29 protein-coding genes are annotated in these 25595 nt (G+C 60.2%); 9 read left to right on the top strand and 20 right to left on the bottom strand.

Annotation, left to right across the window (positions count from 1 at the left end):
* Positions 1–158: 158 nt before the first annotated feature.
* On the top strand, positions 159–437 hold the full coding sequence (locus tag GGD53_RS22435) for a hypothetical protein (protein WP_184459118.1): 279 nt from the start codon (positions 159–161) through the stop codon (positions 435–437).
* Between the two features lie 108 nt (positions 438–545).
* Positions 546–983: a DUF1810 domain-containing protein gene (locus GGD53_RS22430; RefSeq protein WP_184459058.1), complete on the top strand. Its 438-nt coding sequence runs from the start codon at positions 546–548 to the stop codon at positions 981–983.
* A gap of 39 nt (positions 984–1022) precedes the next feature.
* Here GGD53_RS22430 and GGD53_RS22425 read toward each other — a convergent pair whose 3' ends face one another.
* On the bottom strand, positions 1023–1526 hold the full coding sequence (locus tag GGD53_RS22425) for a hypothetical protein (protein ID WP_184459117.1): 504 nt from the start codon (positions 1524–1526) through the stop codon (positions 1023–1025).
* 259 nt (positions 1527–1785) lie between these two features.
* Here GGD53_RS22425 and GGD53_RS22420 point away from each other — a divergent pair, with 259 nt between their 5' ends.
* Entirely contained in the window at positions 1786–2307 is a 522-nt protein-coding gene (locus GGD53_RS22420; RefSeq protein ID WP_097600785.1) for a tetratricopeptide repeat protein, read from the top strand.
* A gap of 108 nt (positions 2308–2415) precedes the next feature.
* Here the strand turns inward: GGD53_RS22420 and GGD53_RS22415 are convergent, their stop codons facing one another.
* The 14 genes from GGD53_RS22415 to GGD53_RS22350 form a co-directional block, all read right to left on the bottom strand.
* Positions 2416–2985, bottom strand: a complete 570-nt coding sequence (locus GGD53_RS22415) for a hypothetical protein (RefSeq protein WP_184459057.1) — start codon at positions 2983–2985, stop codon at positions 2416–2418.
* 81 nt (positions 2986–3066) lie between these two features.
* Complete coding sequence (locus tag GGD53_RS22410) at positions 3067–4371, bottom strand: AAA family ATPase (RefSeq protein WP_184459056.1); 1305 nt, start codon at positions 4369–4371, stop codon at positions 3067–3069.
* 15 nt (positions 4372–4386) lie between these two features.
* A complete protein-coding gene (locus tag GGD53_RS22405) occupies positions 4387–5331 on the bottom strand; it encodes a type II secretion system F family protein (protein WP_184459055.1) in 945 nt (314 codons plus the stop codon).
* A gap of 7 nt (positions 5332–5338) precedes the next feature.
* On the bottom strand, positions 5339–6295 hold the full coding sequence (locus tag GGD53_RS22400; protein WP_184459054.1) for a type II secretion system F family protein: 957 nt from the start codon (positions 6293–6295) through the stop codon (positions 5339–5341).
* A complete protein-coding gene (locus tag GGD53_RS22395; RefSeq protein ID WP_184459053.1) occupies positions 6292–7740 on the bottom strand; it encodes a CpaF family protein in 1449 nt (482 codons plus the stop codon). The genes GGD53_RS22400 and GGD53_RS22395 overlap by 4 nt, the downstream gene beginning before the upstream one ends.
* A 16-nt stretch (positions 7741–7756) precedes the next feature.
* Complete coding sequence (locus tag GGD53_RS22390; protein WP_184459052.1) at positions 7757–8320, bottom strand: L,D-transpeptidase; 564 nt, start codon at positions 8318–8320, stop codon at positions 7757–7759.
* Positions 8317–9459, bottom strand: a complete 1143-nt coding sequence (locus GGD53_RS22385; RefSeq protein ID WP_184459051.1) for a pilus assembly protein — start codon at positions 9457–9459, stop codon at positions 8317–8319. Before GGD53_RS22385 ends, GGD53_RS22390 begins: the two co-directional genes overlap by 4 nt.
* A gap of 27 nt (positions 9460–9486) precedes the next feature.
* Positions 9487–10107 (bottom strand): TadE/TadG family type IV pilus assembly protein, encoded by a 621-nt coding sequence (locus GGD53_RS22380; protein ID WP_184459050.1) that lies wholly within the window; start codon positions 10105–10107, stop codon positions 9487–9489.
* Positions 10101–10580, bottom strand: a complete 480-nt coding sequence (locus GGD53_RS22375; RefSeq protein WP_184459049.1) for a TadE/TadG family type IV pilus assembly protein — start codon at positions 10578–10580, stop codon at positions 10101–10103. The genes GGD53_RS22380 and GGD53_RS22375 overlap by 7 nt, the downstream gene beginning before the upstream one ends.
* Positions 10577–12181 (bottom strand): TadE/TadG family type IV pilus assembly protein, encoded by a 1605-nt coding sequence (locus GGD53_RS22370; protein ID WP_184459048.1) that lies wholly within the window; start codon positions 12179–12181, stop codon positions 10577–10579. Before GGD53_RS22370 ends, GGD53_RS22375 begins: the two co-directional genes overlap by 4 nt.
* Positions 12182–12274: 93 nt before the next feature.
* A complete protein-coding gene (locus tag GGD53_RS22365) occupies positions 12275–12580 on the bottom strand; it encodes a hypothetical protein (protein ID WP_184459047.1) in 306 nt (101 codons plus the stop codon).
* Complete coding sequence (locus tag GGD53_RS22360; RefSeq protein WP_184459046.1) at positions 12564–14054, bottom strand: type II and III secretion system protein family protein; 1491 nt, start codon at positions 14052–14054, stop codon at positions 12564–12566. Before GGD53_RS22360 ends, GGD53_RS22365 begins: the two co-directional genes overlap by 17 nt.
* 55 nt (positions 14055–14109) lie before the next feature.
* On the bottom strand, positions 14110–15024 hold the full coding sequence (gene cpaB, locus GGD53_RS22355) for a Flp pilus assembly protein CpaB (protein ID WP_184459045.1): 915 nt from the start codon (positions 15022–15024) through the stop codon (positions 14110–14112).
* Between the two features lie 99 nt (positions 15025–15123).
* Positions 15124–15318 carry a Flp family type IVb pilin gene (locus GGD53_RS22350; protein WP_113543776.1) on the bottom strand — a complete coding sequence of 65 codons (195 nt, stop codon included), beginning with the start codon at positions 15316–15318 and terminating at the stop codon, positions 15124–15126.
* Positions 15319–15579: 261 nt separating this feature from the next.
* On the opposite strand from GGD53_RS22350, the gene GGD53_RS22345 reads away from it, so the two are divergent.
* Complete coding sequence (locus GGD53_RS22345) at positions 15580–16107, top strand: A24 family peptidase (RefSeq protein ID WP_184459044.1); 528 nt, start codon at positions 15580–15582, stop codon at positions 16105–16107.
* Positions 16108–16117: 10 nt separating this feature from the next.
* Here GGD53_RS22345 and GGD53_RS22340 read toward each other — a convergent pair whose 3' ends face one another.
* Positions 16118–16318 (bottom strand): hypothetical protein, encoded by a 201-nt coding sequence (locus tag GGD53_RS22340; RefSeq protein ID WP_184459043.1) that lies wholly within the window; start codon positions 16316–16318, stop codon positions 16118–16120.
* A gap of 63 nt (positions 16319–16381) precedes the next feature.
* Positions 16382–17005, bottom strand: coding sequence for a TetR/AcrR family transcriptional regulator (locus tag GGD53_RS22335; RefSeq protein WP_184459042.1), 624 nt, complete (start codon positions 17003–17005; stop codon positions 16382–16384).
* A gap of 126 nt (positions 17006–17131) precedes the next feature.
* Here GGD53_RS22335 and GGD53_RS22330 point away from each other — a divergent pair, with 126 nt between their 5' ends.
* On the top strand, positions 17132–17347 hold the full coding sequence (locus tag GGD53_RS22330) for a hypothetical protein (RefSeq protein WP_184459041.1): 216 nt from the start codon (positions 17132–17134) through the stop codon (positions 17345–17347).
* Between the two features lie 54 nt (positions 17348–17401).
* Here GGD53_RS22330 and GGD53_RS22325 read toward each other — a convergent pair whose 3' ends face one another.
* A complete protein-coding gene (locus GGD53_RS22325) occupies positions 17402–17929 on the bottom strand; it encodes a winged helix DNA-binding protein (protein WP_184459040.1) in 528 nt (175 codons plus the stop codon).
* 85 nt (positions 17930–18014) lie between these two features.
* On the opposite strand from GGD53_RS22325, the gene GGD53_RS22320 reads away from it, so the two are divergent.
* A complete protein-coding gene (locus GGD53_RS22320; RefSeq protein ID WP_184459116.1) occupies positions 18015–21623 on the top strand; it encodes a hydantoinase B/oxoprolinase family protein in 3609 nt (1202 codons plus the stop codon).
* A 93-nt stretch (positions 21624–21716) separates the two neighbouring features.
* Here GGD53_RS22320 and GGD53_RS22315 read toward each other — a convergent pair whose 3' ends face one another.
* Entirely contained in the window at positions 21717–22574 is an 858-nt protein-coding gene (locus GGD53_RS22315) for an SDR family oxidoreductase (protein ID WP_184459039.1), read from the bottom strand.
* 115 nt (positions 22575–22689) lie between these two features.
* Between GGD53_RS22315 and GGD53_RS22310 the strand changes: the two genes are divergently transcribed.
* The 3 genes from GGD53_RS22310 to GGD53_RS22300 all read left to right on the top strand — a co-directional run bounded on the left by GGD53_RS22310 (position 22690) and on the right by GGD53_RS22300 (position 24353).
* On the top strand, positions 22690–22938 hold the full coding sequence (locus tag GGD53_RS22310; RefSeq protein ID WP_184459038.1) for a type II toxin-antitoxin system Phd/YefM family antitoxin: 249 nt from the start codon (positions 22690–22692) through the stop codon (positions 22936–22938).
* Positions 22938–23360 carry a type II toxin-antitoxin system VapC family toxin gene (locus GGD53_RS22305; RefSeq protein WP_184459037.1) on the top strand — a complete coding sequence of 141 codons (423 nt, stop codon included), beginning with the start codon at positions 22938–22940 and terminating at the stop codon, positions 23358–23360. Before GGD53_RS22310 ends, GGD53_RS22305 begins: the two co-directional genes overlap by 1 nt.
* A 153-nt stretch (positions 23361–23513) precedes the next feature.
* Positions 23514–24353, top strand: coding sequence for an IclR family transcriptional regulator (locus tag GGD53_RS22300; RefSeq protein WP_184459036.1), 840 nt, complete (start codon positions 23514–23516; stop codon positions 24351–24353).
* Between the two features lie 21 nt (positions 24354–24374).
* On the opposite strand, the gene GGD53_RS22295 is transcribed toward GGD53_RS22300, so the two are convergent.
* A complete protein-coding gene (locus GGD53_RS22295) occupies positions 24375–25583 on the bottom strand; it encodes an amidohydrolase/deacetylase family metallohydrolase (protein WP_184459115.1) in 1209 nt (402 codons plus the stop codon).
* Between the last annotated feature and the right edge of the window lie 12 nt (positions 25584–25595).

Below are 25595 nucleotides of genomic sequence, written 5' to 3'. Positions count from 1 at the left end.
TATCGCCCCTTCAATTGCCCCGATTGAAGACACACATGCATGCACGCATGGCGAGCCGGTTCGGCACGAGGGTGAGAGTTTACTCTTCGACCAGCTCGCAATGTGTTCCAGGAGTAATAAAAATGACAGATTGTGAAAATTTAAGCCGTCGTCAGGACATGGTGACTCTCCACGTGAAAGAGGACGAAACTGCCGGTCCAGGCGAGCGCGACTATGTGGAACATGTCAGTGCTCAGAAGCTTTCCGGTTTCGAGCGCATCGTCGTGGTCGCAGCGTTGGTTGTCTTGAGCTTTGTTGGTTTTGCCGCATATTCGTCCAGCGAGACGGATCCGGTGACGACATCGGCCATTGCCGCCACATCAGGCGATAACACGCCGCACCATCAGCCTTACGGCCATTGCCGTGATAGCAGTCCCTATGCTGAACGGGTCTGCTGACAGAAAGCCGACTACCCCGGGCGACATTGTTCGCCCAGGGGAGAGGTTTCTTCGCCGGGCATGGGACTTCTGGCTCAGGCTGCGTTGACAGCAAAAGGGGAAAGAACCGTGGCCGGCAAGATCGATTACAATCTCGAACGTTTCGTCAATGCGCAAAACGGCGTCTACGAGCAGGCGCTTTCCGAGCTGAAGGCCGGACGGAAAACCTCTCATTGGATGTGGTTCATCTTCCCGCAGATCGCTGGTCTCGGCACTTCTGCAATGGCGGAAAAATATGCCATACGTTCGGCCGGGGAAGCCGCCGCCTATCTCGCCGATCCCACGCTCTCAAGCCGGCTGCTGCGCTGCGTCGAGGCTATTTTATCGATCGACGGCCGATCGGCTCATGACATCCTCGGCTCGCCTGATGATCTCAAGCTGCGCTCATCGATGACCTTGTTTGCCGCGATCAGCGATCACGGCTCGCCCTTCCACCGGGCGATCGACCGTTTTTATCAAGGAAAATTCGACGAGCGGACGATCGAGATCCTCAGCGCCAAGGACTAAGCGGAGTTGGTGAAGGATATGCGCCGCCAAGTTTTTCTATCAGGCCGACATTGTGCGCTTGATGATTGTTACATGGCAGCAAATGCAAGCCAAAAGCACCGATATGAAAAGGACATTCCCAAGCGGCGAGTAGGATAGCGGCAGGAACGACCAGTCGCTTGGCTGAAGCTGAGGGATCGCAAAGTCGGCAAGGCCGGCTTGCGCCACTGCTGCCCGCCCCACAGTCAGACCGGTCGCGATCAGCGCGATATGGGCATGGATGAAGCCCGACCGGTAGTGCCTTTGCGGCTGCAGGGCCACGCGAATCCCAAAAACCGATGCAAGCATCAACAGGACCGTGGCGCTCCAAATTCCGATGCCAGGTACCGTCAAAAGCAGATAGATGGGTTCGCGCATGACCGGAAGTATCGTCATGTGCAACCACCAGACGGACGCACTCGAAGGGTGGCTGTCCAAGAGTGGCATGCTGAGAAGGAAGATCGATGCGATCGCATAGGCCAGCGATGGCCCAAGTCGCATCAGCGTGAAAATAGCGATCCGCATGCGGCGTTCCATCCTTTGACCTGGCGAGCAGGGTAGGCGACGTTGATTAATTTTCTACTCTGAGAATCACCGGGCACATGAATGCCTACCCCGAATAGTTGGGGTTTCTCGCCCACGGCGCAAGCCGGCGAAGGCCGCCTCTGTCGCCTTTTTTGTGAGTATCTGCTTAAATTCTTGAGTTGTTAGCTTTTTTTCACGATGATGCCGACGAACGCATCCGAGTCTTAGGTAAGAATGTCTGATGGGGACCAAATTGCCAATGTTGCAGATCAGAGCTGGGACTAAATGCATTGCCTTTTTGTTAGCGACCGGAGCGATATTGGCTGGTTGCCAGTCATCCGGCGTTGATGGTCTGGCTGCTTACGGCGACAGCGCAAAAACCCTCCAGGATGACTCGGCCGTCGCCTTCTATAAGAACGACGAGCTGATAACCAACGGCAAACTGCAGTTTCAGGAAAAGAATTACGGAAAATCCTACGCCATCTACAAGCGAGCGGTTGACGTTTTTCCGGAAGACCCGGCCGCCTGGCTAGGCTTGGCGGCCTCCGCCGACATGGTTGCCCGCTTCGATACCTCTGACCGCGCTTATCAGCAACTCTCGCGGATGATCGGCAACACCCCGGTTTACTACAATAATATCGGCTATTCTCACCTGTTACGCGGTGACTTGCGGACTGCCAGACGGTATTTCCTGAAAGCCTATGAGCTCGACCCCGGAAACGAAGTCACTGCCCGTAATCTCGAACTGATGAAGAACAGCGTGAAGTATGCTCAGCGGTGATCGGCCCTTCAACGATCAGCAATCTGCGAAATGAGGGCGCCCTGAGCAGTGGCACGGCGCCCCTGGCGGCGTCCGCCAATTGCTTTGAAAATTCGGTGAAGTCGCTGCTTACCGTGCCTTCCGAAGGATGAGCTGGCCTTCCGGCGAGAGCGTACGTGAGTAACGCGGTAGGTTATTGACTGGAATGCCGCCGGCTTCGATGGACGCAAGAGTGCTATCCAACATTTGAGCTTCCGCAGGCACAGTGCGGGGTGCGAAAAACTGCGCTGGCTCCTTGCCGGGCGCGCTCAGGACCAAAGCTGAACCCATGCGTGCACCGCTCATGTCGTTGCGCACCCCTTCGTTCATCGACAGGATGGACTTTTGCAGGTTATCCATCTCCTGCCGAATCAGTGCGACTTCGTCGGCCTTGGCATTATCGGCAATGTTGCCCGACTGCTTTTCCATTTGTCCTCTCAGGCCATCGATGGACCTTTTGAGCGCGGCGATAGTCTCGCGGCTCTCGCGAACATCGGCCGAGTTCTTGGCCGTATAGATGAGAACGCCGGCATTCACAGGCAGGAGCATGAGGATCAAACCGACGAGCAGCGGGTTTCTTGAGCCTCTCGGCTCTGGTGTTCGCATGTCGCTTGGTTTTGCGCGGTCGGCTTCGACGTCGATATTCGGGATGCCGGTCATTGTTTTACTCCCCGTAAGCCATGAAATCTGTGTTGGACACTATGTCCAGGAACAGGCGGTAATCAGCGCCAAGCCTCGCAATCATTCCGACGTAAATACCCCTTCCCACGCCCGATCGAGCATCTCGAGCGACGCGATTCCAGATATGCCGTTGAACTCGCAGTAAGAACCGACGAAGTCGAGAAGATATTTCGGATGATAACACGACGCTAGCACATCGCCATTGTATTTGCGATCGTAGAACAGGTTCAGGTCTGGATCACAGACAACCACTCCGGCGCCGCTGGCATAGGATTTGAAAATCCTGATATATTCGTCTCGCGACGGCGTGTTGACATAAATCTTGTATTTGAGGCGCCGCAAGCCCGCCTCGTCGGAGAGGTCCTTCGGTGCGATATTCGTCGAAAACACGACCAGCTCGTCAAAGGGAACCTTGAACTTCTTGCCGGTGTGCAGCGTCAGGAAGTCATATCCGCGCTCGAGCGGCACAATCCAGCGATTGATGAGCGCCTGCGGCGCCACTTGCTGACGCCCGAAGTCGTCGATGATGAAGACGCCGCCGGAAGCCTTCAAGTGTATGGGCGCTTCATAGACATTTGGCCCGGCGTTGAAGGTGAGATCAAGCTGATCGAGGGTCAATTCCCCGCCCGTCTTGATCACCGGACGGTGGCATTCGATCCATCGTTGATCCGCTTTCGGATGGGAGTCCGTCTCAGCCTCCGATACAGGGTGATGCACTGCCTCGTCATAGAAACTGATGACATGGCCGCCGACCTCGATGGCATAGGGCACCCAGATCGTTTGGCGAAACAGTTGCGACGTCCGCTCGGCGATGCTCGTCTTTCCATTGCCGGGCGGTCCGTAAAGCAGGATGGAGCGACCGGAATTGAGGGCCGGACCGAGCTTTTCGACCAGGGTGTGCGAGAGCACCAATCCGTCAAGGCTGTCGGTCAGCCGCTCCGGAGTTACGCGCTCTTGATGGATGGACTGCAAACCTATTTGCCGGCAGAACGCATCGAGCGACACCGGCGCCGGTCCGACATATTGGCTTTGACGCGACGCCGCATGGGCATATTCGAACCCCTTCATTGACAGCGCATATCGGACATCGGATCTCACATCCTCACCCGCCAGGCCGCGAGCCTCGAGATAGGCGAGTTTCACCAGTTCCTTGATCAGGATATTGACGATCACTTTCGGCAATTTCATGCGCTCAGCGAGATGAGAGGCCGTGGTCGTATCCTGCTCGGCCGCGCATTTTGCGGCCAGCCGAAGCAGGAACGATTGATCCAATCCCGCTTGTTCTATGCTTGCCGGTGCCATCGGCATGCGCGGATCGAGAGAAATGATGGCACCGTTACGATCCTGTTCGAGCGAATACTGCATACGACCTCGCTTGGCTCAACCGCCGGGTTTCATCTGGACGAGAAGCATGACGACGCGGATAACGATGGGGACGAGAACGATGATGAGGCTCACCGGAAAAAGGAAGGCGCCGAGCGGCAGCAGCATCTTGACGGGCAGGGCGTTTGCCTTTTCCTCCGCGCGCACAATACGCAGATCGCGCATTTCCTTGCTGTAGACCCGCAGCGTCTGCGTGACGCTCGTCCCGAGCTCCTCCGATTGGCGGAACAGAACGGAAAGGGCCCGGGCCTCGTCAATCCTGAGGCGGGTGGCAAGGTTAGCGAGCGCCTCGCGCAATCGCCGGCCGCCCCGCACTTCCAGCATCATGATCGAGAGATGCAGGCCGAAGTCCTGCTGCTTGTCGACGAATTCACGGGCAACCCGGTTCGCCGCAGCCTCGATGCTCATCCCCGCATCGAGGCAGACGATCAGCATATCCATGAAATCGGGAAAGAGTCGGCGGTACTCCCTCTCCTTGGCGGCGCCACGCCGATCGATATAGATGTTGACCAGAATAAAGGTCGTACCCGCAGCAAACATGGCAATGATCAGCGTCGCCATCTGCGACATGTTCGGCGCGACCCGGTTCAGGGCCCAGACCGCCGCGACCAGCGCGCTGATACAGATCACCGCGCGAAGCACCTGGAAGGTGGTCACGGCGCCTGCAGCGAAATAGCCAGCCCTGATCAGCCGGTTCTGGGTGGAGTTCGCATTCGTGTCACGTCGTGTAATTTCGAAATAGCGACGGATCAGGCGGTTTTCCGCCTCGCCGAGATCGGCAATGGTCGTATCGCCGAGGTGGAACTCGTCGCCCACCGCCGCCGAGCTCTTCGACATTCGAACCGAGACCTCGCGCTGTCGAAAAAACAGTTCCGAGGCTGCCGCCGAAAAGATCAGCACGGCAAAGAAGACGATGAGGTAGATTCCATACTCACTCGACATGACCGCCTCAGTACTCGAAGTTGACCATCTTGTAGAGAATGACATTGCCGATCGCCATGACGGCAAGCAGCACGCTCACCACGGCGGTTCCGTGGCCGCTCTCCCAGACGGGATCGAAGTAGGTCGGGGACAACGCCTTGATCATGGCGTAGAGCAAAAACGGATAGACCGACATGAAGATCGCCGTGATGCGTCCTTCCGACGAAATCGCCCTGACCTTTGCCTTCAGCATCGACCGGTCTCGCAGCGTTTTCGAAAGGTTCTGCAAGATCTCCACGAGATTGCCGCCGGTTCCGGCCTGTACGCTCAACGATATTGCAAGGAGATTCAGGTCCTCGACGCCGACCCGGTCGGCTAGGTTGACAAGGGCATCGTCCAGCGTCACGCCATAGGTGAGTTCATCCGAGAGGAGGCCGAACTCGGTGCCGATCGGATCAGGCATCTCGCGTGCCACCAAAGCAATCGCCGCGGGCAGCGGGTGGCCGGCGGCCAGGCTGCGATTGGCGACATCGAGCGCTTCAGGAAGCTTCAGTTCGAATTTCTTCATGCGGCGCGCGCGGGCGCGCCAAACGACGAGCGCGGGGACGAGGAGGCAGATCAGGAGAAAGACGGGTATTCTAAACAGAGTGCTGGGCACCAGGAACTGGACGACCAGCCACGTCACAAGTGCGCCGGCGATCGCGAAGAGAGCAAACCGCCTGGCATCGAACTTGATTCCCGACTGGGCATAGAACCGCAGCAGTCGCTGCATTATGGGGGTTTGCCGCCAACTGCCGGCGACACCGCGCTCCTTGAGCATGTCGCCGTAGGTTTTACGATGATCATCGCTGACCTCGAGCAAGCTCAGCCGATGGTTCACTGCGCGGTGGCGTTCGGATGTCTTGAAGTAGCCGCGCATGATCGCTTCGACAGCGACAAGGGCCGCGGTGAAAACGGCGGCGTAAAGCAGCGTGAGGGTCGTCATTGAACAGGTCCCGTTTGCAGCGGTTTACCGGGATCGAAAATCGCCACAGGGATCTCGATCCCGAGTTCGGCAAATTCCTCGACGAACCGCGGCCGGATGCCGGTGGCGCGGAATTCTCCATGGATCCGCCCACCTTCATCGGTGTTGATTTTCTTGAATTTCATAATCTCCTGCATCTGTACGACTTCGCCCTCCATGCCGGTGATCTCGGAAATCGAGACAACTTTGCGGCTGCCGTCGCTCAGGCGCTGGACCTGCACGATGACGGTGATGGCGGAGGAGATCTGCGAGCGAATGCTCAACTGCGACATCGGCATCCCGGCCATGCCGACCATCTGCTCAAGCCGACCGACGGCATCGCGGGGCGTGTTGGCGTGAATGGTCGTCATCGATCCCTCATGACCGGTATTCATCGCCTGCAGCATGTCGAACGCCTCGTCGCCGCGGACTTCGCCGACGATGATGCGGTCAGGACGCATGCGCAGCGCGTTTTTCAGAAGTTCGCGTTGGCGGATCTCGTTGCGTCCGTCGAGCGTCGGCGGTCGCGTTTCCAAACGCCCGACATGGGGCTGCTGCAGTTGCAGTTCGGCCGCATCCTCGATGGTGATCAGGCGCTCCTTTGGAGAAATCTGGGACGAGAGCGCGTTCAGCAAGGTGGTCTTGCCGGAACCGGTGCCGCCTGAAATGACCATGGACACCTTGCCCTTGACCGCGGCGCTGAGAAGGATGCGCATCGCATCGGCCATGGCGCCATATTGCACCAGGCGCTCCATTGTCAGCGGTTTGCGGGTGAATTTACGAATGGAAACGAGCGGTCCATCGACCGAGATCGGCCTGATGGCGACGTTGACACGCGAGCCATCCTTGAGGCGGGCGTCAACCATCGGCGTCGACTCGTCGACGCGGCGGCCAACCGCCGAGACGATCTTGTTGATCACCCGAAGGAGATGGTCCTCGTCCTTGAACCGCACCGCGGTGCTCTCGAGCTTGCCGCTCCGCTCGACATAGACGCTGTTGTAGCCGTTGATGAGAATATCTGCGATGGTGTCGTCGGCCAGTAGCGGCTCGATCGGTCCGAGCCCCAGCATCTCGTCGGTGATATCGCGGATCAGATCATTGATTTCCTTGGCATTCAGCGGAAAGTTGTTGTTCCGGATATAATCCTTGACCAACGGCCGGATCTCGGTGGCGATCTCCTCGTTGTCGAGCGTGTCGAGAATCCCGAGGTTAATGCGATCGAGCAGGTAGCGGTGCAGATTGACCCGCTCGGAAACCAGGTCCGGCCCGAGCGAAGTGTCTTCGACACCCGCCGCGGCGCTATCAGGAGCCGGTTGGGCAGGCATGTTCTGAACTGCAACGAGAGACGGCTCGGCCGCCTCCGGATGTTCCCGGCTTTCAGGCTCCTGTTGATGCTTATAGAAACGCCCCATGATGCCGTTCGCCATGCTTCCCACCCCTGAACTATTTTACAATGACCGTGGAACCGACTTTCACCCTCTCATAGAGATCGATGACGTCGGCATTGCTCATGCGAAAACAGCCCGATGAGGCGAAATCGCCCACCGTCGACTGCTCGTTCGTTCCATGAATGCGGTAGAGCGTGTCAGTCCCGCCCTTGAAGAGATAGATCCCGCGAGCGCCCAACGGATTGAGCGGCCCGGCAGGTACCAAGTCCGGGAGTCCGGCCGCACGCGCCTTCATCTCGGCAGGCGGGCGCCAGTCGGGCCACTCTGCCTTGCGTCCAACCTTGACGGTGCCGCTCCAGCGAAATCCGTCTCGTCCGACGCCGATCTTGTAACGGATCGCACGTCCTTCGGAGATGACGAGATCCAGCGTTCGGTTCGCGCTGATGATGACGATCGTTCCGGCCGCGAAGCTTTTTTCGACCGTCACCACAGTGCTTGTCGTCGGCCCAAGGCTTCGTGGCACAAGCCCAGCGGCCGCTGCATCCCCGGCGACGGCCAGAACGGCCAGAACCACAAGGCCGACGCAGGACCTTATGCGCCCGCTGTCAATCACCTTCATCGCACCAATGCTCCAAGTTTACCGACCTCGCGGCAGAAGCGCGCGCGGGAATTCACTTGGAATGGCAGCACGCCGCGGTTGACCGCCTCGCTCAAAGTATCCCAGTCATCCGCAATGACATGCGTCGGGATCTCCTTGAATATCTTCTCGGTTTGTTGTCGGCGCAGGCCGAGGCCGAAAAGCTTGGCGCGGTATTTGTTGATAATGATGAATATCTGATCCGAACTGCCTCGCAGCCGTACCAGGTTGGAAAACAAATCCTTCGCTTGAGAAAGCGCGGGGACCGTCATTTCGGTGACGATGTAGATGCTGTTGACCGAAGTGAGCACCTCGTATTTCCAAGGCGTGTCATAATAGGGGATGTCGACGATCGTGTGGTCGCTCTCAAAGGCGGCCACGTCGAGCATACGCAGCACGAGTTCACCGCCCTTCGGCGCCAGAAGGACTGACGGCTGTTTGAAGGAAAGCAGTGAAAAGCCGCCCGGATGCCGCTTTCGGACGAGATCGATGAATTCGAGATCGACCCGGGAAGGATTGGCGATGACCGGTTTCAGGTCGTAGTCGTTGACAAGATTGAGATAATAGCCGAGCGATCCCGAGCAAAAATCCGTGTCGAACAAGTCGATCCGTGGCGTGGAATTCTTGGTCGGCTGGGCCAGCACATGCGCGAGCGACGAAGAGATCATGCTGGCGCCCGCGCCACCGACGGCTGAGACCACAGCATGCACCCGGCTGTCGCTGGCCCCGGTGCCTGGCGCATGGGTCGAAATCATGTCGATCAAAGCGCGGCGCTCAAGCGGCTTCTTCAGCCAGTCATTGCCGTTCAGGCGGAAGAGCAGCCGCAGCATGTCGTCCGGCAGGTCTTCGGAAACGACAACGAGGGGAATGTCGCGATAGCGGGTGCGAAACGTGAAGAGCTCCGGCTGCTGCAGCAATTCCCCGTTGTCGACGTCGAGAACGATCAGGTCGAACTGCGTCGGATCGAGCCGGCCCTTTTCCCCGAGCGCCTTCAGCGAGAGATGGCGGACATCGTAACGCGAAAGCGACCCGAACGTATCGAGCATGAAGCTCGCTGCGGCCGCGTCGTCGGAGAGAACCAGGATCTTGGTGGATGCGGCAATGTTCATGTGAGCTGTCATTTTCGCTTTCCTACGCGTAACAAGGAGTCAGCAGGTTGAGCAGGTCTTCAGGTCTTCCGTCGTGATCGTCACCGGATGGGCCGGGATGGTGACCTCGTTCAGCCCCAACAGCCCGCCGAGGATCGGCAGATCGAAGGTGACGTCATGCACCTCCAGCCGCATCGTCAGCACGGGCCCGTCCGGGCGGCCCCAATAGCCGAGCCCCGATCGCTGATAGGTGACCATCAGATTCTCCCGCTTGATGCGCCAATCGAGGTCGCAAATACCGGGGTGAGGATCGGTTCCTACTTCGCAAACGCCATCGCTTCCCAGGACGATCCGGTTCAATGCCGGCGTGCAGTTATCAGGATACGCGCAGGTCGAGGATATCGTCGCATCGTTCGGCGTGGCTTTGCCGTTGTTGAGGGGATCGGCAGCGTCGGTCGGGAAAACGGCATTGAAATTCGTCGTCAGCGGATCGGATACCGCCGCCAGACGGGCACCATATTGCAGCGCCTTTACAGTCTGGTTCCACTGCGACATGGCATAGCCGAACTCGATGAAGGTGGCGAATACCAGCAAGACGATCGGAAAGGTCAGCAATGCTTCCACAAGGCTGACACCGCTGCTATCATGCCAGAATGCCTTGATTCTCCTGGAGGTCACCATCCGATGTATCTCTCTTCATGGGAGGAATTGATCGTGATGGCATCAATCCCGAGAAAGCCGAACACCGGCGAGCTCTTATAGAGATGAGCAGTGGAAAGGGTGATGTTCCCGTCCGCGTCGGGTGCCGTGATGGTGATGTCGGAAGGGTCCTTCCAGTCGGGGACACGGGGTTCCGCGTCTGCCGCGGGTGTCTGCGTTCCGTAAAAAGCAATCGTTTTCGCAGTCACCTGATTACATGTCGGCACATAGGTTCCCGACGGCGGTCGGCATCGCGAAAGGTAACGCCCCGCATCGCGCAAGCCTGCGTCGATCTGCATGCGCTGCCAGAAGATGCTGCCAAACTCCAGTATCCCCGCGGCAAAGAGCGTCACAAAGGGGATCGCGAGCAACGCCTCGGCAAGCACTGCGCCCTCCTCCCGCCGCCAGAAGCCGAGGCAAAGCCGATGCAGGATAAAATTGCGGAGCGCCATCATCTGACCAGCTCCGATTCTTCCCGCAGGAATTCGTCCAGCGTACCGCGACCACCCTTGCCGGAAATGTCGATCATCTCCAGGGAAAGGTATCGTTCGCCGGAATCCTTTATTGCCGGCTTGGTCAGGAACATGCGCGCAAAGGCGACGGCGCGCGTGGCCTTGTGACCGTTGAGATGGCCGACCGAGGCCTCATAGCCACAATTGACAATGGCAGAGAAGATCTCGCGGCGATCACCATATTCGGCCGCCGTATAGTTCGAAAGGTCCGGGCCGGTATAGCACTGGCCGCCCGTTGCCGGTGTTCCGGTCTCACCATTCGCCGAGGCATGGTTGATGAGAGCGGCATTTGCAAGCTCGTAGCGATAGACGTCGTAAGCGGAGGGTTGGGCTGGTGTTCCAGTCGCCTGAGGGGGATAACTGGAGTAGTTGCCGAGGACCGTGCTCACCGAGGGCGCGGCCGTGCCCTGCGCGACATTCCAATAGGTCGTGTAATTCCAATTGTTGCCGCTGCTGATCTTGCCGCCGGCAAGCGAAGTCATGCCCGCTCCGTAGCCGAGCGGCAAAGCCTTGGTCGCATCGCCGACAACGGCTCCGACCATGACTGGATCATAGGTATCGCAGCCCTTCTTGCCCTTGCCGCTGATTGATTGCGCGGAGCGCACGTTCTGGGCAGGTCGGTAACGATAATCTCCGTTCGCCTTGTTGAATGATGAGGAGTAAAAGCCGAAGCGCGTATTCACCCCGTCCTCGACGGGCCCCGCCTTCGCGCCGGTCTCCGTATCGAGGTTGTCCTGTGTGTAGCAGGTGCCGGGATTGCCGGTGGCAAGAGCCTCCGCCAGCACGGACGCACCATTGCCCAAGGGGGTCCGCAGGAAGCCGAAATTGCCGGGACCGGGATTGGATGCCGCGGTGCTGTGAAGCTCGATCTGTCGTCCGTAGAGATTGCCGGCCGCAAAGTTGGTGTGCAGGGCCGTAGCTGCAGTTTCGCTGGCACTTTCGCTCGTGTTCCCCACCGGCTCGAACGGATTGCAGATAAAGATCGGCGTCACGTCGCAGGCGCTGGCGTGGTATACCGCCACGGCGTCGGCGGCGATGTTGATCGTGTCGCGGGTGAAGCCGACCGGGATCGGAAAGATCGTCTGCATCGCCTGCGGCTTGGCGATGACCCAGGCATAGGACGCTTCGCTGGCCACGGTCGTTTCCATCGAAGACGGAATAGGGGTATCGTCGTTGGCCGGGATGCTCTTCAGAAAAAGCACGGTGACCGTGCTCCCGGCATCATTGCCGGCGTCATAGGTCACGCTGATATGCGAGCCCAGCGACATGCCGGTTCCGCCGCCGGAAAAAGCCGCGCTATTGGCGATTTTCTCGATCGCCGTCTGCGCCCTCGTAATGGCATCATCGCGGCCATCGAGTTCGCGGGCCCCGGCCAGCGCCATCGCATCGACCGCGTTCTGGAGATCGGTATGCAGATTGCTGCTGCGGCCGACATCGATGATTAGCAGCGAAAAGCCGAGAAGCATTGGCATGGCGATGAGCGTCAAGGCGATGACATAGCCGCGATGATCGTTCCAGAACCGTCTGACAACCCTGCTGAGCATTGGCGTCCCCCCATCACGGCGCTATCGCCGTGATGACCCCGTTTCGTGCATTTTCCCCTTCGGCGCACTGCCGCCGTTCATGCCTTTCGCCAGCTACTGGCTGGCGGTCGCCCCGTTGGAGGCTCCATTGGCCCCCATGGCCGGCGACGGCTGAACAACGCCTAACCCGCCGTTCTGATATTGAGTGACCACCCTGCGGATCACCTTGCCGTCGCTTGCGATTTGAGTTCGCTGGGCTTCCGGCGGGAACGGGTCCTGAATATGGATGGCCTTGTTTGCTTCTACGGCGTTCCCGACCCCGAAGGTGATCGAGTCGCGGTGGTTCATGTAGTCGGCGCAGCCGGGAGCGACGCCGGCGGCTGCAAGGACGAGAAGGACGCGTTTAGCGTTTTGTAGCAACGGCTTGGACTCCCTGGTTCAGGTCGAGACGATGACCGTAAGGCCCGGTCACACCTACGCCATTGCGAAAGCGTCGGAGCATGTCCTTGTCGACTTCCAGGACACCGAGAGCGAAGAGCTCGACGTCGTTGGACGAACGCGTCTGGTCGAGCGGACTGTAGAGGTCCTCGCCCGGGCGGGCCGGTCGCACGATGTGTGGCGTGACGACGATGACGAGGTCGGATTCCTTCTTCTGGAAACTCGTCGAACGGAACAGTGCGCCGAGGACTGGTATCTGCCCGAGTCCCGGCAATTGCTGGATGTCTCTGGCATTGATCGACTGCAGCAGGCCCGCCAAGGCAAAGCTCTGGCCGTCGCGAAGCGCGACCGTGGTGCTGGCCGCGCGCGAAATGAATCCCGGATTGCCATTGACGTTGATCGAGGGATCAATCTCGGAAACCTCAGGCTCGATCTCCAGATTGATGAGGCCATCATCAAGAACCACTGGCTTGAAGGTCAGCCGCACACCGAAGGGGCGATAATCCGTCTCGGTGGCCACAGTCGTGCCGTTGTTCGTCGTCTTCAGGATCGGCACTTCACCGCCGGCATGGAAGCTGGCGGTCGAGCCGCTCATGGCGATGAGGTTCGGCTGAGCCAGGCGGCGCACCAATCCCTTCTGCTCGAGGGCGTTGATCACAACGTCGATGTGGCCGCCCGAAATTTCCAGCACCTTGGCGATCAACTGGCCGAAGGGCAGCGCCCCCGTTGCCGCACCCTTGGGGTCAAGGAGGGTACGGGCCAGATTGCCGTTATCATCCACGGCGATCCCCTGGCTGGTCGTGGCCTTGCCGATGCGGTTGTTGCTGCCCTGCCCGGACCAACCGATCCCGAGGTCACGACCCGTCTGGCGCGAGGCTTCGATGACACGGACCTCCAGCATCACCTGCTGGCTGTCACTGACGCGCAATTGGTTCAGCACCGGTTGGTCGGAATAGGACTGGGCGATTTCCATCACCCGCTGCAGTTCGATGCCGTCGCGGACGAAGCCCGTCAGGCGAATGCGATCGTTGGAGTTGATGACCCTGACCCGAGCCGAGGGCGCGGCAGAGCGAATGGCGGAGGCGACTTCGCTGAAATCGCTGGCAACGCGGATGTCGATGACACCGAGAAGCGACTTGTCGTCGCCATAGACCGAGATATTGGTGGCGCCGGTCTTTTTGCCGCGGATGAACAGCGACTTGTCTGAAAGCGGCACCACGTCGATCATATCGGCGCTGCCGATGACGAGATCGCCGAAGGGTTGGCCGGTGTTGAGCGTCAGTGTCTCGTTCGGAGGCAACGTCACATGCTGGACTGATTCGCCTAAGGTGACGGACTTTTCCTGTGCGTTGGCGCAGCCGGCAAAGCCAGGCCCTAAACACACACAGGCCGAAAACACTGCTGCTAGTGCCGCAAGGCCTTTTGTCCTCGCGATTCTTCTCTTGCCGTTCGCCATGCCTGCTTTAGCCCCCTCATTCGGCTCGCCGCACCTGCGGCATTCCGCATAAACATCACTGGACCAGGCCGACTCGGTGCTCCTCGCGCTTCGTCGTGTTCCAGACTCCCACTGTCACCCACTTCGGCTCAACCGGCAACACCGGCTCAACCTTTTGTTCCACAATCTGCACTTGTTTTGGAGGTTCTGGCAACTGCTTTTCCAAATCCTTGCCCAGTTCTGTTGCCATTGGCCCGCCGCCGAGGTCGGCGACGGTGATCGGCCGGGTCTGCTCGACAGAGGAAGAGGCAACATTGCGAAGCGCCAGCGAGAGCGTGCCGATACTGGAGCCAAGGGTAAGGCGCTGCGCCTCATCGGTCGTGACCTCAAAGGTCACGGTCTTGACGACGGATGGCTCGTCCTTGCGTTCGTCTGCCGTCTGGTCCACCGCAAGCACCTTGACGCCTTGCAGCAGCACGTCGACGAAGGTCTGATCGTTGCCGGCCGGTCCGCGCACGACTCGCGTCAGAAGCACATCGACGCGATCGGAAGGCCTGACGAAGCCGGCGACGCCGAGCACGTCGTTGACGCGGATGGAGACCGCCTTCATGCCCTGGTCGAGCGCCGCCGACAGCGTGGCGCGTTCGCCGGTACCAGTGATTTTCGAGGATAGCACCGGCTCGCCAGGGTCGATCGCCGCCATGGCATAGCGCGGCTGGGCATCGTTGCCGACAACCAATTCGATGCTGACGAATGAGCCTGCGGGTGTTTCATTGGAGGGCCACGGAATGGCCCTGAGGTTTTCGGATCGGATCCGGTCGCCGAAGCGCATCGGCGTGGCGGCGACAACAAGTGTCCTTTCTTCGGCCTTCATGCCGTTCATCGCCAGCAGGCGGGCCTTCTGATCGGACAGATACTCGCGCATCCCGAAAACTGCGGCGGCGGCGAGTACAAATGCAATAACGAGGCTTAAAATCGTTGAAGAACGCATCGCGGTTACTCGCTACACTGGACGGAGTGCATCCATTCATTGTTTCTAATTTAGAAGAGAGGGGTTAACAAAAACCCCTCTCTTCTTCGAACGCCAATATCAGGCCGGGACAGCCAGCTCGGCCGTGAACCACCCTGCCCATGCCGTCCAAACGGCAGCCAGATTGGTGCCGGCCAATGTCACCGCCGTGATCACGCCGCCAACCAGCAAGGCAAGCAGAATAAGGTATTCTGTCAGTGCGACGCCATCTTCTTCCCGCGCGAAAGCGCGTACGCTATTTACAAATGCTTTCATCGAGAATTACCTCCCAGGTAAGTTGTGCGCCGAAATTACCCCCGGCTGCCGTGTCGTCGAGACCGCCCCTTCGACTGGGAATATTAATAATCTGTTAAGTCTAATTTAGTCAAATGTTTTATACGAGAACATTCGACATCTATACTTTATGGTTAAGACGAAAAATCGCGTGACTGGTCGTAAAACCCTGGCAAAGTCCCCGATATAGAGTGAAACTGAGCATACAGAGTAGATTATGATAGCCCTAAAAGGTTGAAGCCCATGCTGGAACTGGTCGTTGTTATTAATTCTCTTTCAGTATTACTTTTTCTCTGCGCCGCTTGGACAGATTTCCGCACATGGAAGATTCCCAACACGCTCGTGCTTGCGCTCGTGACACTTTATGCGCTGCGCGCGGTGGCCGTGATGCTTGGCTCCGAGGACGTCGGCGCTGCATTATTTGCTTCGAGCGGAATTGGTGGCGACCTTGGGGCCGGTCTGCTGATGTTCATGCTTGGGGTGGCGCTCTGGGCGTTCCGGCTGTTTGGCGCAGGAGACGCCAAGCTTTTCCTGCCGATCGGCCTTTTTATCGGCTGGCACGGAATGATGTCGTTTGCGGTGCTGCTGCTGGTCCTCGGCATCGTGACGCTTCTGGTCCTGCGGCTGCCGGTGCCGCTGCCCGTCGCGCATCTCGCCTTTTTCATGCGTATCGAGGAAATTCGGGCGAGCCGGAAGATACCTTATGGCGTCATCATGGTTTTCGCCACGCTCCTGACTCTGGCTTTGCCCACGATCCGGCAGCACCTGTAGCGACGGTGACCTACCCCGAAAAGGCTCTGGCCGACCTGTTCTCCAGCGCGGAGATCTCCTCGGAGACCTCACTCAATCGCTGACGCAGGTCGCTGTCGGTGCCGTCATCGACCTCTTCCTCGCCAAAACAATAGCGGGCCTCGTGAAGCTCGAGCTTGGCTTCGAGTTCGGCGCGTCTGGCATATAGCCGCTTAAGATAGGCGTGATTCATCTCCCGGTCTCCACATCGTCCGGTGATGGAAAAACGATGTGGAGGCGGTAAGGTTCCGGCCTATTACGTGAAGGAAGCGATCGCTGCTCTGCAGGCCTTGGCGAAATGGCCGCAACAGCCGGCGGCGCCCATCGCCTGGCGACTGACGCGCGCGCCTTCGAGCAGCAGCGTCAGCGTATCGGCAAGAAGTTGAGGTTCGTGCGCACCGGCTGCCGAACAGAGCGCGGCCAGGCGATCGCGCTGTTCGGCCTTGTGCCGTTCGATCATTTCGTGGGCGGGATGGCCCTCCCCCTTGAGCTCGATGGCGGCGTTGGCGAGATCGCAGCCGGCCGGCTCGCCGTTCAGACACTGCGCCCGCATCTCCACCCAGGCGTCGAGCTGGGCGCGGGGATCGCCGGGATGAGCGGCCTCCAGATCGCGCCAGATGGCATCGGCCTTTTCGGAAGCGCGCCGCAGCGTCTCGCAGACGAGTTCGTCCTTCGAGCCGAAATGGCGGTAGAGCGTCATCTTGTTGGTCAGGGCGGCGTCGGCGATGGCATCGACCCCGATGCCGCGGATGCCGCGCTCACGGAAAAGCTCCACCGCCGTCGAGACGATGCGCTCCCGCGGCGGGATGCGATCTTCTGAAACGGTTGCGGAGATTTCATTCGAAGTTTCTGATTTTTTTGCGGACGAAGTCCTTGACATCAATGTGACCGATCGGTAACAACAGCATTGTTACTTACCGGTAACACCACAGACCGCGAAAGTCAACGCAGAGGGTTGGCGGCGGATGTGGAACACGGGCGACCGCCCACGAAAGGAGGACAAGCCATGAGAAAGACCAGAGACGACCTGACGATATCCGAAGCCCTTCGCGACCCCCTGATCGCCATGGTATTGCGCGCCGACGGCGTGAAGCTTGAAGACTTCAAGCAACTCCTGGAGACGGCCGCCGACAAACGTCAACCGCGCCTGACGCCGGTGGGCAAGATGATCGGAGCGCTTGCGAGCCGCGCCAATCTGCCGGCCATGCCCTGCTTCGGCTGAAAAAAGCCGCCTGAACACCGGGGGATCTCTCCCTGCCCCCGACAAGGGCTGTCGTCACAAAGAGGCGGCGGCCCTTGCTGCTTGATCATAATGCCCCGAAAGCGCCCTCAGCGTTGCTGCCACCGCCGATGTCGCGCCAGCGTCGAGCCCGAGCCCCTTCATCGATTCCACCAGCAGCGCCTCCCGCACCGCCCGGTATTTCAGGCAGGTTTCAAAACCCTTGTCGGTGGCGGTGATCAATTTTTCCTTGCCCGCCCGCGCGCTTTTCACGAGGCCGCGCTTTTCGAGCTTCTTGAGCGCATAAATCACCAGATGCGTGTCTTCAACGCCGAGTACGCTGCAGAGATCGCCGAGCCGCTTCGGCCGCTGCCGGTGCGCCACCGAATGCAGCACCAGCACGTCGATCGCCGCGCAACCGGGCTCGCCCGCAGCCGTCATGCAGCGCACCATCCAGCGGTCGAAGGCATTGCCGGCGAGGATGAGCCCAAATTCCAGTTCCGAAAGAACAGGAAGCGCGCCATCGGCGAGATGCGCCGAGGAGACGATCGGCCCGATTTCCGGCTGCCCGCGCTCATCTGCCATTCCATCCCTCCACGATTAACAGCTCAACGTTGACATTTTATCGATAAATCGTCAATAAATTTTCAGTTCAACAGGAGGTCGGATGATGAGCGGACAGTGGGATTTTTGGATCGATCGCGGCGGCACTTTCACCGATATCGTCGCCCGCCGACCCGACGGTTCGCTCGTCGCCCACAAGCTGCTTTCGGAAAATCCGGAAGCCTATCGCGACCCTGCGGTGCACGGCGTCCGCGAGTTGCTCGGCCGCAAGCCCGGCCAGACGATCCCCTCCGAGCTCATCGGCGCCGTAAAGATGGGAACGACGGTCGCCACCAACGCGCTTCTGGAACGCAAAGGCGACCCGACCCTGCTGGTGACGACAAAGGGCTTCCGCGATGCACTGGAGATCGGCTACCAGGCGCGCGCCGATATCTTCGCCAAGAAAATCATCAAACCGGAACTGCTTTACGCCGATGTGATCGAGGCCGACGAGCGCGTACTGGCGGACGGCACGGTGGAACGCCCCCTCTCAGAAAATGATCTGCGGCACGCGCTGGAAGCTGCCTATGCCCGCGGACTGCGCGCCGTCGCCATCGTTTTCATGCATGCCTACCGCTATCCCGAGCACGAACAGCAGGCCGCCGCCATCGCCCGCGCCATCGGCTTCACGCAGATATCGCCGTCGCATGTCGTCTCGCCGCTGATCAAGCTCGTCGGCCGCGGTGACACCGCCGTCGTCGATGCCTATCTGTCCCCGGTTCTCCGGCGCTATGTCGATCAGGTCGCCGTCGAGCTCGGCGCCGTCGAAGGAAAGGGGCCGAAGCTGATGTTCATGCAGTCCTCGGGCGGGCTGACCGACGCGCATCTCTTCCAGGGAAAGGATGCGATCCTCTCCGGCCCCGCGGGCGGGGTGGTCGGCGCGGTCGAGGTCTCGCGCATCGCCGGTTTCCACAGGATGATCGGCTTCGACATGGGCGGCACCTCGACGGATGTTTCGCATTATGACGGGGAACTGGAACGCGCTTTCGAGACCGAGGTCGCCGGTGTGCGCATGCGCGCGCCGATGATGAAGATCCACACCGTCGCAGCCGGCGGCGGCTCGATCCTGAGCTATGACGGTTCACGCTTCCGCGTCGGCCCGGAATCGGCGGGTGCCACGCCCGGCCCGAAATCCTATCGCCGCGGCGGGCCGCTTGCTGTCACCGACGCCAACATCATGACCGGCAAACTGCTGCCGGAATTCTTCCCCACAATCTTCGGGCCGGAGCAGGACCAACCGCTCGATGCCGAGGCGGTGCGCGCCGCCTTTGCCGAGATGGCGCAGGATATCGGCGGCGGGCGGACGGCGGAAGAGGTCGCCGATGGCTTCCTCGCCATCGCCGTCGAGAACATGGCCAACGCCATCAAGAAGATCTCCGTCCAGCGCGGCTATGACGTTTCGAGCTACGCGCTCACCTGCTTCGGCGGCGCCGGCGGCCAGCATGCCTGTCTGGTCGCCGACAGCCTCGGCATGAAAACGGTGCTGATCCACCCCTTCTCCGGCATTCTTTCGGCCTATGGCATGGGGCTCGCCGATATCCGCGCCACACGCCAGCGCGCGGTGCTGACGGAACTCGGAGCCGCCCTGCCGACGATCGGGAGCATCCGGGCCGAACTGGAGAAAGAGGTGTGCGGGGAACTGATGCTGCAGGGCGTCGAAGCCGGCGACATGGAAGTCATTACCCGGCTCCACCTGCAATATAAGGGCACCGACACCGCCCTGCCCGTCGCCTTCGGGCCACAGGAGGAGATGACACAAGCCTTTGCCGCCGCCCACAAGAAGCAGTTCGGTTTCATCTTCGAAGACCGGCCTGTCGTCGTCGACTCCATCGAAGTCGAGGGCATCGGCGGTGGCGCCGATATCGAGGAGATCGACGGACAGGCGGCGACCTTCACGCCGCAAGCGCTGCGCACGACCCGCTTCTATTCCGGCGGAACCTGGCACGAGGCCGGTATTTTCAGACGTGATGCGCTGAAGCCGGGTGCGGTCGTCAAGGGGCCTGCCCTCATCATCGAAGCGCATCAGACGATCGTCGTCGAGGCCGGCTGGCAGGCACGCCTTACCGGCCACGACCACATCGTTCTCACCCGCGAGGTCGCGCTTTCCCGCAATGCCGCCATCGGCACCAGCGCCGACCCCGTCATGCTCGAAGTCTTCAACAATCTGTTCATGGCGATCGCCGAGCAGATGGGCGTGACGCTGCAGAACACCGCCCATTCGGTTAATATCAAGGAGCGGCTCGATTTCTCCTGCGCCGTCTTCGACCGCACCGGCGCCCTCGTCGCCAATGCGCCGCACATGCCGGTGCATCTGGGATCGATGGATCGCTCGGTCGAAACCATCATCCGCCTCAACGAAGGCCGCATTCGACCGGGCGATGTCTTCGCGCTCAATGCACCTTACAACGGCGGCACGCATCTGCCCGACATCACCGTCGTCACGCCGGTGTTCGACGACGCCGGCGTGACCATCCTGTTTTACGTCGCCTCACGCGGCCATCATGCCGATATCGGCGGCAAGGCACCCGGTTCGATGACGCCACGGGCGACCAAGGTCGATGAAGAAGGCGTGCTGATCGACAATTTCCTGCTGGTCGACAAAGGCCGTTTCCGTGAGAGCGAATTTGCCGCAATGCTGCGGGACCATCCCTATCCCGCCCGCAACCCGGCCCAGAACCTCGCCGACGTGAAGGCGCAGATCGCCGCCAACGAAAAGGGCGTTCAGGAATTGCGCAAGATGGTCTCTCACTTTGGGCTCGACGTCGTCGAAGCTTATATGGGCCACGTCCAGGACAATGCCGAGGAGAGCGTTCGCCGGGTGATCGCCCGCTTGAGCGACAGCGAATTCACCTACCCCACCGATCAGGGCGCCGTCATCAAGGTGAAGATCACCGTCGACAGGAAGGCGCGCGAGGCGACTGTCGATTTCACCGGCACGAGTGCGCAGCAACCGACCAATTTCAATGCGCCGGAACCGGTGACGCGCGCCGCCGTGCTCTATGTCTTCCGCGTCATGGTCGAGCAGCCGATTCCAATGAATGCAGGCTGCCTGCGGCCGATCCGGATCATCGTGCCCGATGGTTCGATGCTGCGTCCGGCCTATCCGGCCGCCGTCGTCGCCGGCAATGTCGAGACCAGCCAGCATGTGACGAATGCGTTGTTCGGGGCGCTGGGGACGCTCGCGGCCGCCCAGGGCTCGATGAACAACCTGACCTTCGGCAACGCCACCTACCAATATTACGAGACGATCTGCTCCGGCGGCCCCGCCGGCCTGCTCAACGACGGCACCGGCTTCAGCGGCGCCGACGGCGTGCACACCCATATGACCAATTCGCGGCTGACCGATCCCGAGGTGCTGGAATTCCGCTTCCCCGTCGTGCTGGAGGATTTCCACATCCGCCGCGGCTCCGGCGGCAAGGGACAATACAGTTCCGGCGGCGGCACCGAGCGCACCATCCGCTTTCTGGAAACGATGGATTGCAGCATTCTCTCCTCGCACCGAACGATCCGGCCTTTCGGCCTGTTCAGCGGGGAAGACGGGCAATTGGGGAAAACCGAGATCCGTCGCGCAGACGGCAAGATCGAAAGGCTGGAAGGCTGCGACCAGGCAATGCTCGCCGCCGGCGAGGCCGTGATCGTCACGACGCCGACCGGCGGCGGCTACGGCAAGCCGTGACTGAAGCGCGCATCCTACCAGATCGTGATTACGCGCTTCAGCTCCTTGTTTTCATGCATGCCTCTCGGAACCGCCAATTCCGGGCAACATGCATTAAAGGATCGGTTTGCCGCCTGTAACCGCGATTGTCGTGCCGGAGACATAGCTCGACAGGGGATCGGCCAGCATGACATAGGCGGTGGCCAGTTCGGCCGGCTGGCCCGGCCGTTTCATCGGCACCTGCTTGCCGAAATTGCTGACGCTGTCTTCGGGCAGCGTCGAGGGAATGAGCGGCGTCCAGATCGGCCCCGGCGCCACGGCATTGGCGCGAATGCCCTTCTCAGCCAGAAGCTGGGCCAGGCCGGCGGTGAAATTCTGGATTGCGCCCTTGGTCGTGGCATAAGCCAGCAGCGTCGGGTTCGGATTGTCCGAATTGATCGAAGCCGTATTGATGATGGCGCTGCCGGGCTTCATGTGGGCGACGGCCGCCTTGGTCAGATAGAACATCGCATGAATATTGACCTTGAAGGTCAGCTCCCACTCCTCATCGCTGATCTCGTCGATGCTTTTGAAGCTTGCCTGATGCGCGGCGTTATTGACGAGAATGTCGATGCCGCCGAGCTCCTTGACCGCCGTCTCGACGATCTGCCGGCAATGGGCGGGATCCTGAATATCGCCGCTGACGAGCACGGCCCTGCGCCCGGCCTGCTCGACGAGCCGCTTCGTCTCGTCGGCATCCTCATCCTCGTCGAGGTAGGAGATCAACAGATCGGCGCCTTCGCGGGCATAGGCGATTGCCACTGCCCGGCCGATGCCGCTATCGCCGCCGGTTATGATCGCCCGCTTGCCCTTCAGCCGTTCGGATCCGCGATAGGTTTTTTCGCCATGATCGGGAACCGGGTCCATCTGGGCCGTGAAACCCGGCATCGGCTGTTTCTGGGATGGGAAAGGGGGTGTTGGATAATGCGTCATTATAGCCTCCTGAGTTGAGGGACAAACTCAGGCTGCGGCCGGTTGTTCCAACAGCGTTGCGGCCAGATCGCTTTCCGAATAAAATGACTAGAAAATAGGTCACGAGGACAATGTGATGGCACGCGTCAACCTGGCAGAAGCGAAAGCCCACCTGAGCGAGTTGCTCAATAGGGTGGCGGCCGGCGAAACCGTCGAGATATTGCGGCATGGCAAGCCGGTGGCGCAGCTCGTGCCGGTGAAGACGCCGAAACAACCGATCGATGTCGAACGGCTGAAAGCGTTGACGGCCTCGATGAAGCCACCGGCCGAGCCGGTCGATTCCGCGACCTTCATTCGCGATCTGCGCGATACCGATCGTTATTGATGCTTTACATCGACACATCAGCCCTCGTCGCCGCCTGGACGGTCGAAACCCGCACGGACGACGTGCAGCAATGGCTGGCGGAACTTCGATCCGAGGAGATCGCCGTCAGCAGCTGGACGATAACCGAATTTTCGAGCGCCATCGCGCTCAAGGCGAGAAACGGACAGATCGATCCGGCCGATCGCAGCAAAGCTTTGGCCCTGTTCAAGGAACTATGTTCGACGACCTTCGAGTGCCTGCCGATATCGCGGGCGCACTTCATCGAAGCGGCGCGAATGATCGAACAGTTCAATATCGGTCTTCGTGCCGGTGATGCACTGCATCTCGCCGTCGCAATCGATAGCGACGCCACGCTCGTCACGCTGGACAAGGGGCTGGCAAAAGCCTGCAGCCTCATCGGAGCGCGTCACCGCTTGTTATGAGGTCGGCGGTATCGGCGGATGCGGAAATCACGCAGTCTCCTGGTTCCACCGCCGCCACAACCGCACCGACGATCAACCTACAAAATGTTGCGATTTGCCACGGCGACCGCTGTGCCATAGTAATGTAATATGGTTGCAGTGTTCATGAGGTGCATGAAATTGGACGGAAAGACATCGCCCGCAGTTTACTCCGAAGATGAGAGCCTTGCCGGCGAAGCCGGCGGCAAGAGCGCGCGCCGCGCCCGCGTCAGCGGCATCGACCGCGCTCTTCAGGTGATCGATCATCTCTATGAGACAGGATCGCCGGCCGGCGTCTATGCCATCGCCAAGGCGGTGAAGGCGCCGTTATCGACGGTCTACGTCATCGTCGACGACCTCGTCGAAAAGAATATGCTGACGCGCCAAGCGGATGGCTCAATCTGGCTCGGCGCCCGGCTTTATCATTACGGCCTTGCCTATGCCCGGTCGCTGGATTTCATGAGCATCGCCACCCACGAAATGCACGATCTCTGTCGCCAGGCCGGCGAAACCGTGCAGGTCTGCGGCCGTGACGGCGATTACATGCTGGTGCTTGCCATGGCCGACGGTCCGAGCCACTTCCAGGTGGCGTCGCGCGTCGGCACCCGGGTGCCGCTTAACTGGACGGCATCGGGCCGGCTGCTCGTCGGCCAGCTGCCCGAAGAGGAACGCATCGAGCTTTTCAAACGCTGCGCCCGCTCGTCACCGACCGGCCGCGCCGAGATCGATCCGCGCACCCTGTCGGAAGCGGCCGGCAAGGCCTTCGAGGCGCGCCTGTCGATCCAGGCCGGAGAATCCGACTATGCGGTCGCCTGCATCGCCTCGCCGATCTGCGATCGCGACGGCCAGTGCGTCGCCACCATTTCGATCGTGCTGCCGGAGCAGAAGGCCTTTTCCGATGAGAACCATTATACGGCGCATGTGCGCAGTGCGGCGGAGCGGATCGAAAAACTGATGGGTTGGCGCAACCGCTGACACCTGTCGGATCGGCGGATCCTACCTGTAGGAATAACCGTGGCTGTGGCGCACGAGCTTACGCGCCCGCGGCACGTATCGGCTCGCAGCGAAGGCATCGACGCCCATCACCGCATAGCGCGGCTCGAACAGCTTATTGAGGATGGAGACATCGCCATTTGAATCCGTCCCTTCGAGCTCGGAGTCGACGAGGTCGAAAATGGTAAACTCGGCTTGCGCGCCGACCACAAGCCGGTCTTTCATCGGCAGTTTTATGACCGAGGCCGGCGCATGAGTGACGGCTTCGACCACCTTGTCGAAGGGCATGCCGACACTCAGCAGCTTCGACATCGTCGTCGCCAGGTCCCAGACCGGAAAGTTCATCGAATGGCCGTGCAGGTCGGTCGAGATCGAGAACGGCAGAAGCCCGCGCGCGATCGCCGCTTCGGCGACCTTGAAGGAGAAGGAGGCGCCGCCATGGCCGATGTCCAGGCGAATGCCTTCGGAGGCGCAGCGCTCGGCGAGATCGAAGAGATCCTCGTCCTCCATGATGCTCGAACCGGCCTTGCCGTTGAAGCAGTGGGTGACGACGTCACCCGGGCCGAGGATTTCGAGCACTTCGTCATAAAGCGCCGGCGGTTCGCCGACATGCACCATCATCGGCACTTTCAGGATCTTGGCGATCTTCTTGCCGAGCTTGACGGGAGTGACACCCCAGGAGCCGGTGATGACATGGCTGGCGCGCACCTTGATGCCGACAATGTGCTCGCTGTTTTCAGCAAAGACTTCGAGGATCCGGTCGAGATCGATATCCCTGATATCCCTGAGTTCGGCCACACGGTTGCAGGCGACGAGGCCGATCGAGCCCAGATTCAGGAAGGCCTTGATGCGCTCGCGTGAGGGCTCGATGATATACTCGCGGAAGCCATGGAAATTCGCCTCGCCGGCCGAACCGGCGTCGACCAGGGTGGTGACGCCGCGCTCGACACCGCATTCGGAGGGGCGGATGGAGATATCGGTGCCGCCATGCCAGATGTGGACGTGTAGATCGATCCAGCCCGGCGAAATGAAGGCACCCTTGCCGTCGATGCGTGTCACATCCTCAGAGGCCGGAAGCGACGGACCAATCCCGGCGATGCGGCCGTCGGCATTGATGAGAATGTCGATCACCCCCTCGGATGCGCCCGCACCGAAAGCCATCGGCCTGACATTGGTGAGGAGAAGCGGCTTCTTCGCCTGGTCGCCCGACATGATCATATTTCC

Origin of the sequence: Rhizobium aethiopicum, from assembly GCF_014197535.1 — a bacterium.
Taxonomy (GTDB): Bacteria; Pseudomonadota; Alphaproteobacteria; order Rhizobiales; family Rhizobiaceae; genus Rhizobium; species Rhizobium aethiopicum_A.
This window is presented reverse-complemented; position numbering and strand designations above follow the sequence as displayed.

What these genes read in the sequence shown, in the direction of transcription:
- GGD53_RS22315 (WP_184459039.1), bottom strand. Translation starts at nt 22,574, where the DNA reads ATGACGCATTATCCAACACCCCCTTTCCCATCCCAGAAACAGCCGATG.
- GGD53_RS22385 (WP_184459051.1), bottom strand. Translation starts at nt 9,459, where the DNA reads ATGACAGCTCACATGAACATTGCCGCATCCACCAAGATCCTGGTTCTC.
- GGD53_RS22400 (WP_184459054.1), bottom strand. Translation starts at nt 6,295, where the DNA reads ATGACGACCCTCACGCTGCTTTACGCCGCCGTTTTCACCGCGGCCCTT.
- GGD53_RS22390 (WP_184459052.1), bottom strand. Translation starts at nt 8,320, where the DNA reads ATGAAGGTGATTGACAGCGGGCGCATAAGGTCCTGCGTCGGCCTTGTG.
- GGD53_RS22350 (WP_113543776.1), bottom strand. Translation starts at nt 15,318, where the DNA reads ATGAAAGCATTTGTAAATAGCGTACGCGCTTTCGCGCGGGAAGAAGAT.
- GGD53_RS22370 (WP_184459048.1), bottom strand. Translation starts at nt 12,181, where the DNA reads ATGCTCAGCAGGGTTGTCAGACGGTTCTGGAACGATCATCGCGGCTAT.
- GGD53_RS22425 (WP_184459117.1), bottom strand. Translation starts at nt 1,526, where the DNA reads ATGCGGATCGCTATTTTCACGCTGATGCGACTTGGGCCATCGCTGGCC.
- GGD53_RS22300 (WP_184459036.1), top strand. Translation starts at nt 23,514, where the DNA reads ATGAAATTGGACGGAAAGACATCGCCCGCAGTTTACTCCGAAGATGAG.
- GGD53_RS22375 (WP_184459049.1), bottom strand. Translation starts at nt 10,580, where the DNA reads ATGATGGCGCTCCGCAATTTTATCCTGCATCGGCTTTGCCTCGGCTTC.
- GGD53_RS22335 (WP_184459042.1), bottom strand. Translation starts at nt 17,005, where the DNA reads ATGTCAAGGACTTCGTCCGCAAAAAAATCAGAAACTTCGAATGAAATC.
- GGD53_RS22420 (WP_097600785.1), top strand. Translation starts at nt 1,786, where the DNA reads ATGTTGCAGATCAGAGCTGGGACTAAATGCATTGCCTTTTTGTTAGCG.
- GGD53_RS22295 (WP_184459115.1), bottom strand. Translation starts at nt 25,583, where the DNA reads ATGTCGGGCGACCAGGCGAAGAAGCCGCTTCTCCTCACCAATGTCAGG.
- GGD53_RS22325 (WP_184459040.1), bottom strand. Translation starts at nt 17,929, where the DNA reads ATGGCAGATGAGCGCGGGCAGCCGGAAATCGGGCCGATCGTCTCCTCG.
- GGD53_RS22380 (WP_184459050.1), bottom strand. Translation starts at nt 10,107, where the DNA reads ATGGTGACCTCCAGGAGAATCAAGGCATTCTGGCATGATAGCAGCGGT.
- GGD53_RS22305 (WP_184459037.1), top strand. Translation starts at nt 22,938, where the DNA reads ATGCTTTACATCGACACATCAGCCCTCGTCGCCGCCTGGACGGTCGAA.
- GGD53_RS22340 (WP_184459043.1), bottom strand. Translation starts at nt 16,318, where the DNA reads ATGAATCACGCCTATCTTAAGCGGCTATATGCCAGACGCGCCGAACTC.
- GGD53_RS22405 (WP_184459055.1), bottom strand. Translation starts at nt 5,331, where the DNA reads ATGTCGAGTGAGTATGGAATCTACCTCATCGTCTTCTTTGCCGTGCTG.
- GGD53_RS22395 (WP_184459053.1), bottom strand. Translation starts at nt 7,740, where the DNA reads ATGGCGAACGGCATCATGGGGCGTTTCTATAAGCATCAACAGGAGCCT.
- GGD53_RS22360 (WP_184459046.1), bottom strand. Translation starts at nt 14,054, where the DNA reads ATGGCGAACGGCAAGAGAAGAATCGCGAGGACAAAAGGCCTTGCGGCA.
- GGD53_RS22330 (WP_184459041.1), top strand. Translation starts at nt 17,132, where the DNA reads ATGAGAAAGACCAGAGACGACCTGACGATATCCGAAGCCCTTCGCGAC.
- cpaB (WP_184459045.1), bottom strand. Translation starts at nt 15,024, where the DNA reads ATGCGTTCTTCAACGATTTTAAGCCTCGTTATTGCATTTGTACTCGCC.
- GGD53_RS22310 (WP_184459038.1), top strand. Translation starts at nt 22,690, where the DNA reads ATGGCACGCGTCAACCTGGCAGAAGCGAAAGCCCACCTGAGCGAGTTG.
- GGD53_RS22345 (WP_184459044.1), top strand. Translation starts at nt 15,580, where the DNA reads ATGCTGGAACTGGTCGTTGTTATTAATTCTCTTTCAGTATTACTTTTT.
- GGD53_RS22415 (WP_184459057.1), bottom strand. Translation starts at nt 2,985, where the DNA reads ATGACCGGCATCCCGAATATCGACGTCGAAGCCGACCGCGCAAAACCA.
- GGD53_RS22435 (WP_184459118.1), top strand. Translation starts at nt 159, where the DNA reads ATGGTGACTCTCCACGTGAAAGAGGACGAAACTGCCGGTCCAGGCGAG.
- GGD53_RS22320 (WP_184459116.1), top strand. Translation starts at nt 18,015, where the DNA reads ATGAGCGGACAGTGGGATTTTTGGATCGATCGCGGCGGCACTTTCACC.
- GGD53_RS22410 (WP_184459056.1), bottom strand. Translation starts at nt 4,371, where the DNA reads ATGCAGTATTCGCTCGAACAGGATCGTAACGGTGCCATCATTTCTCTC.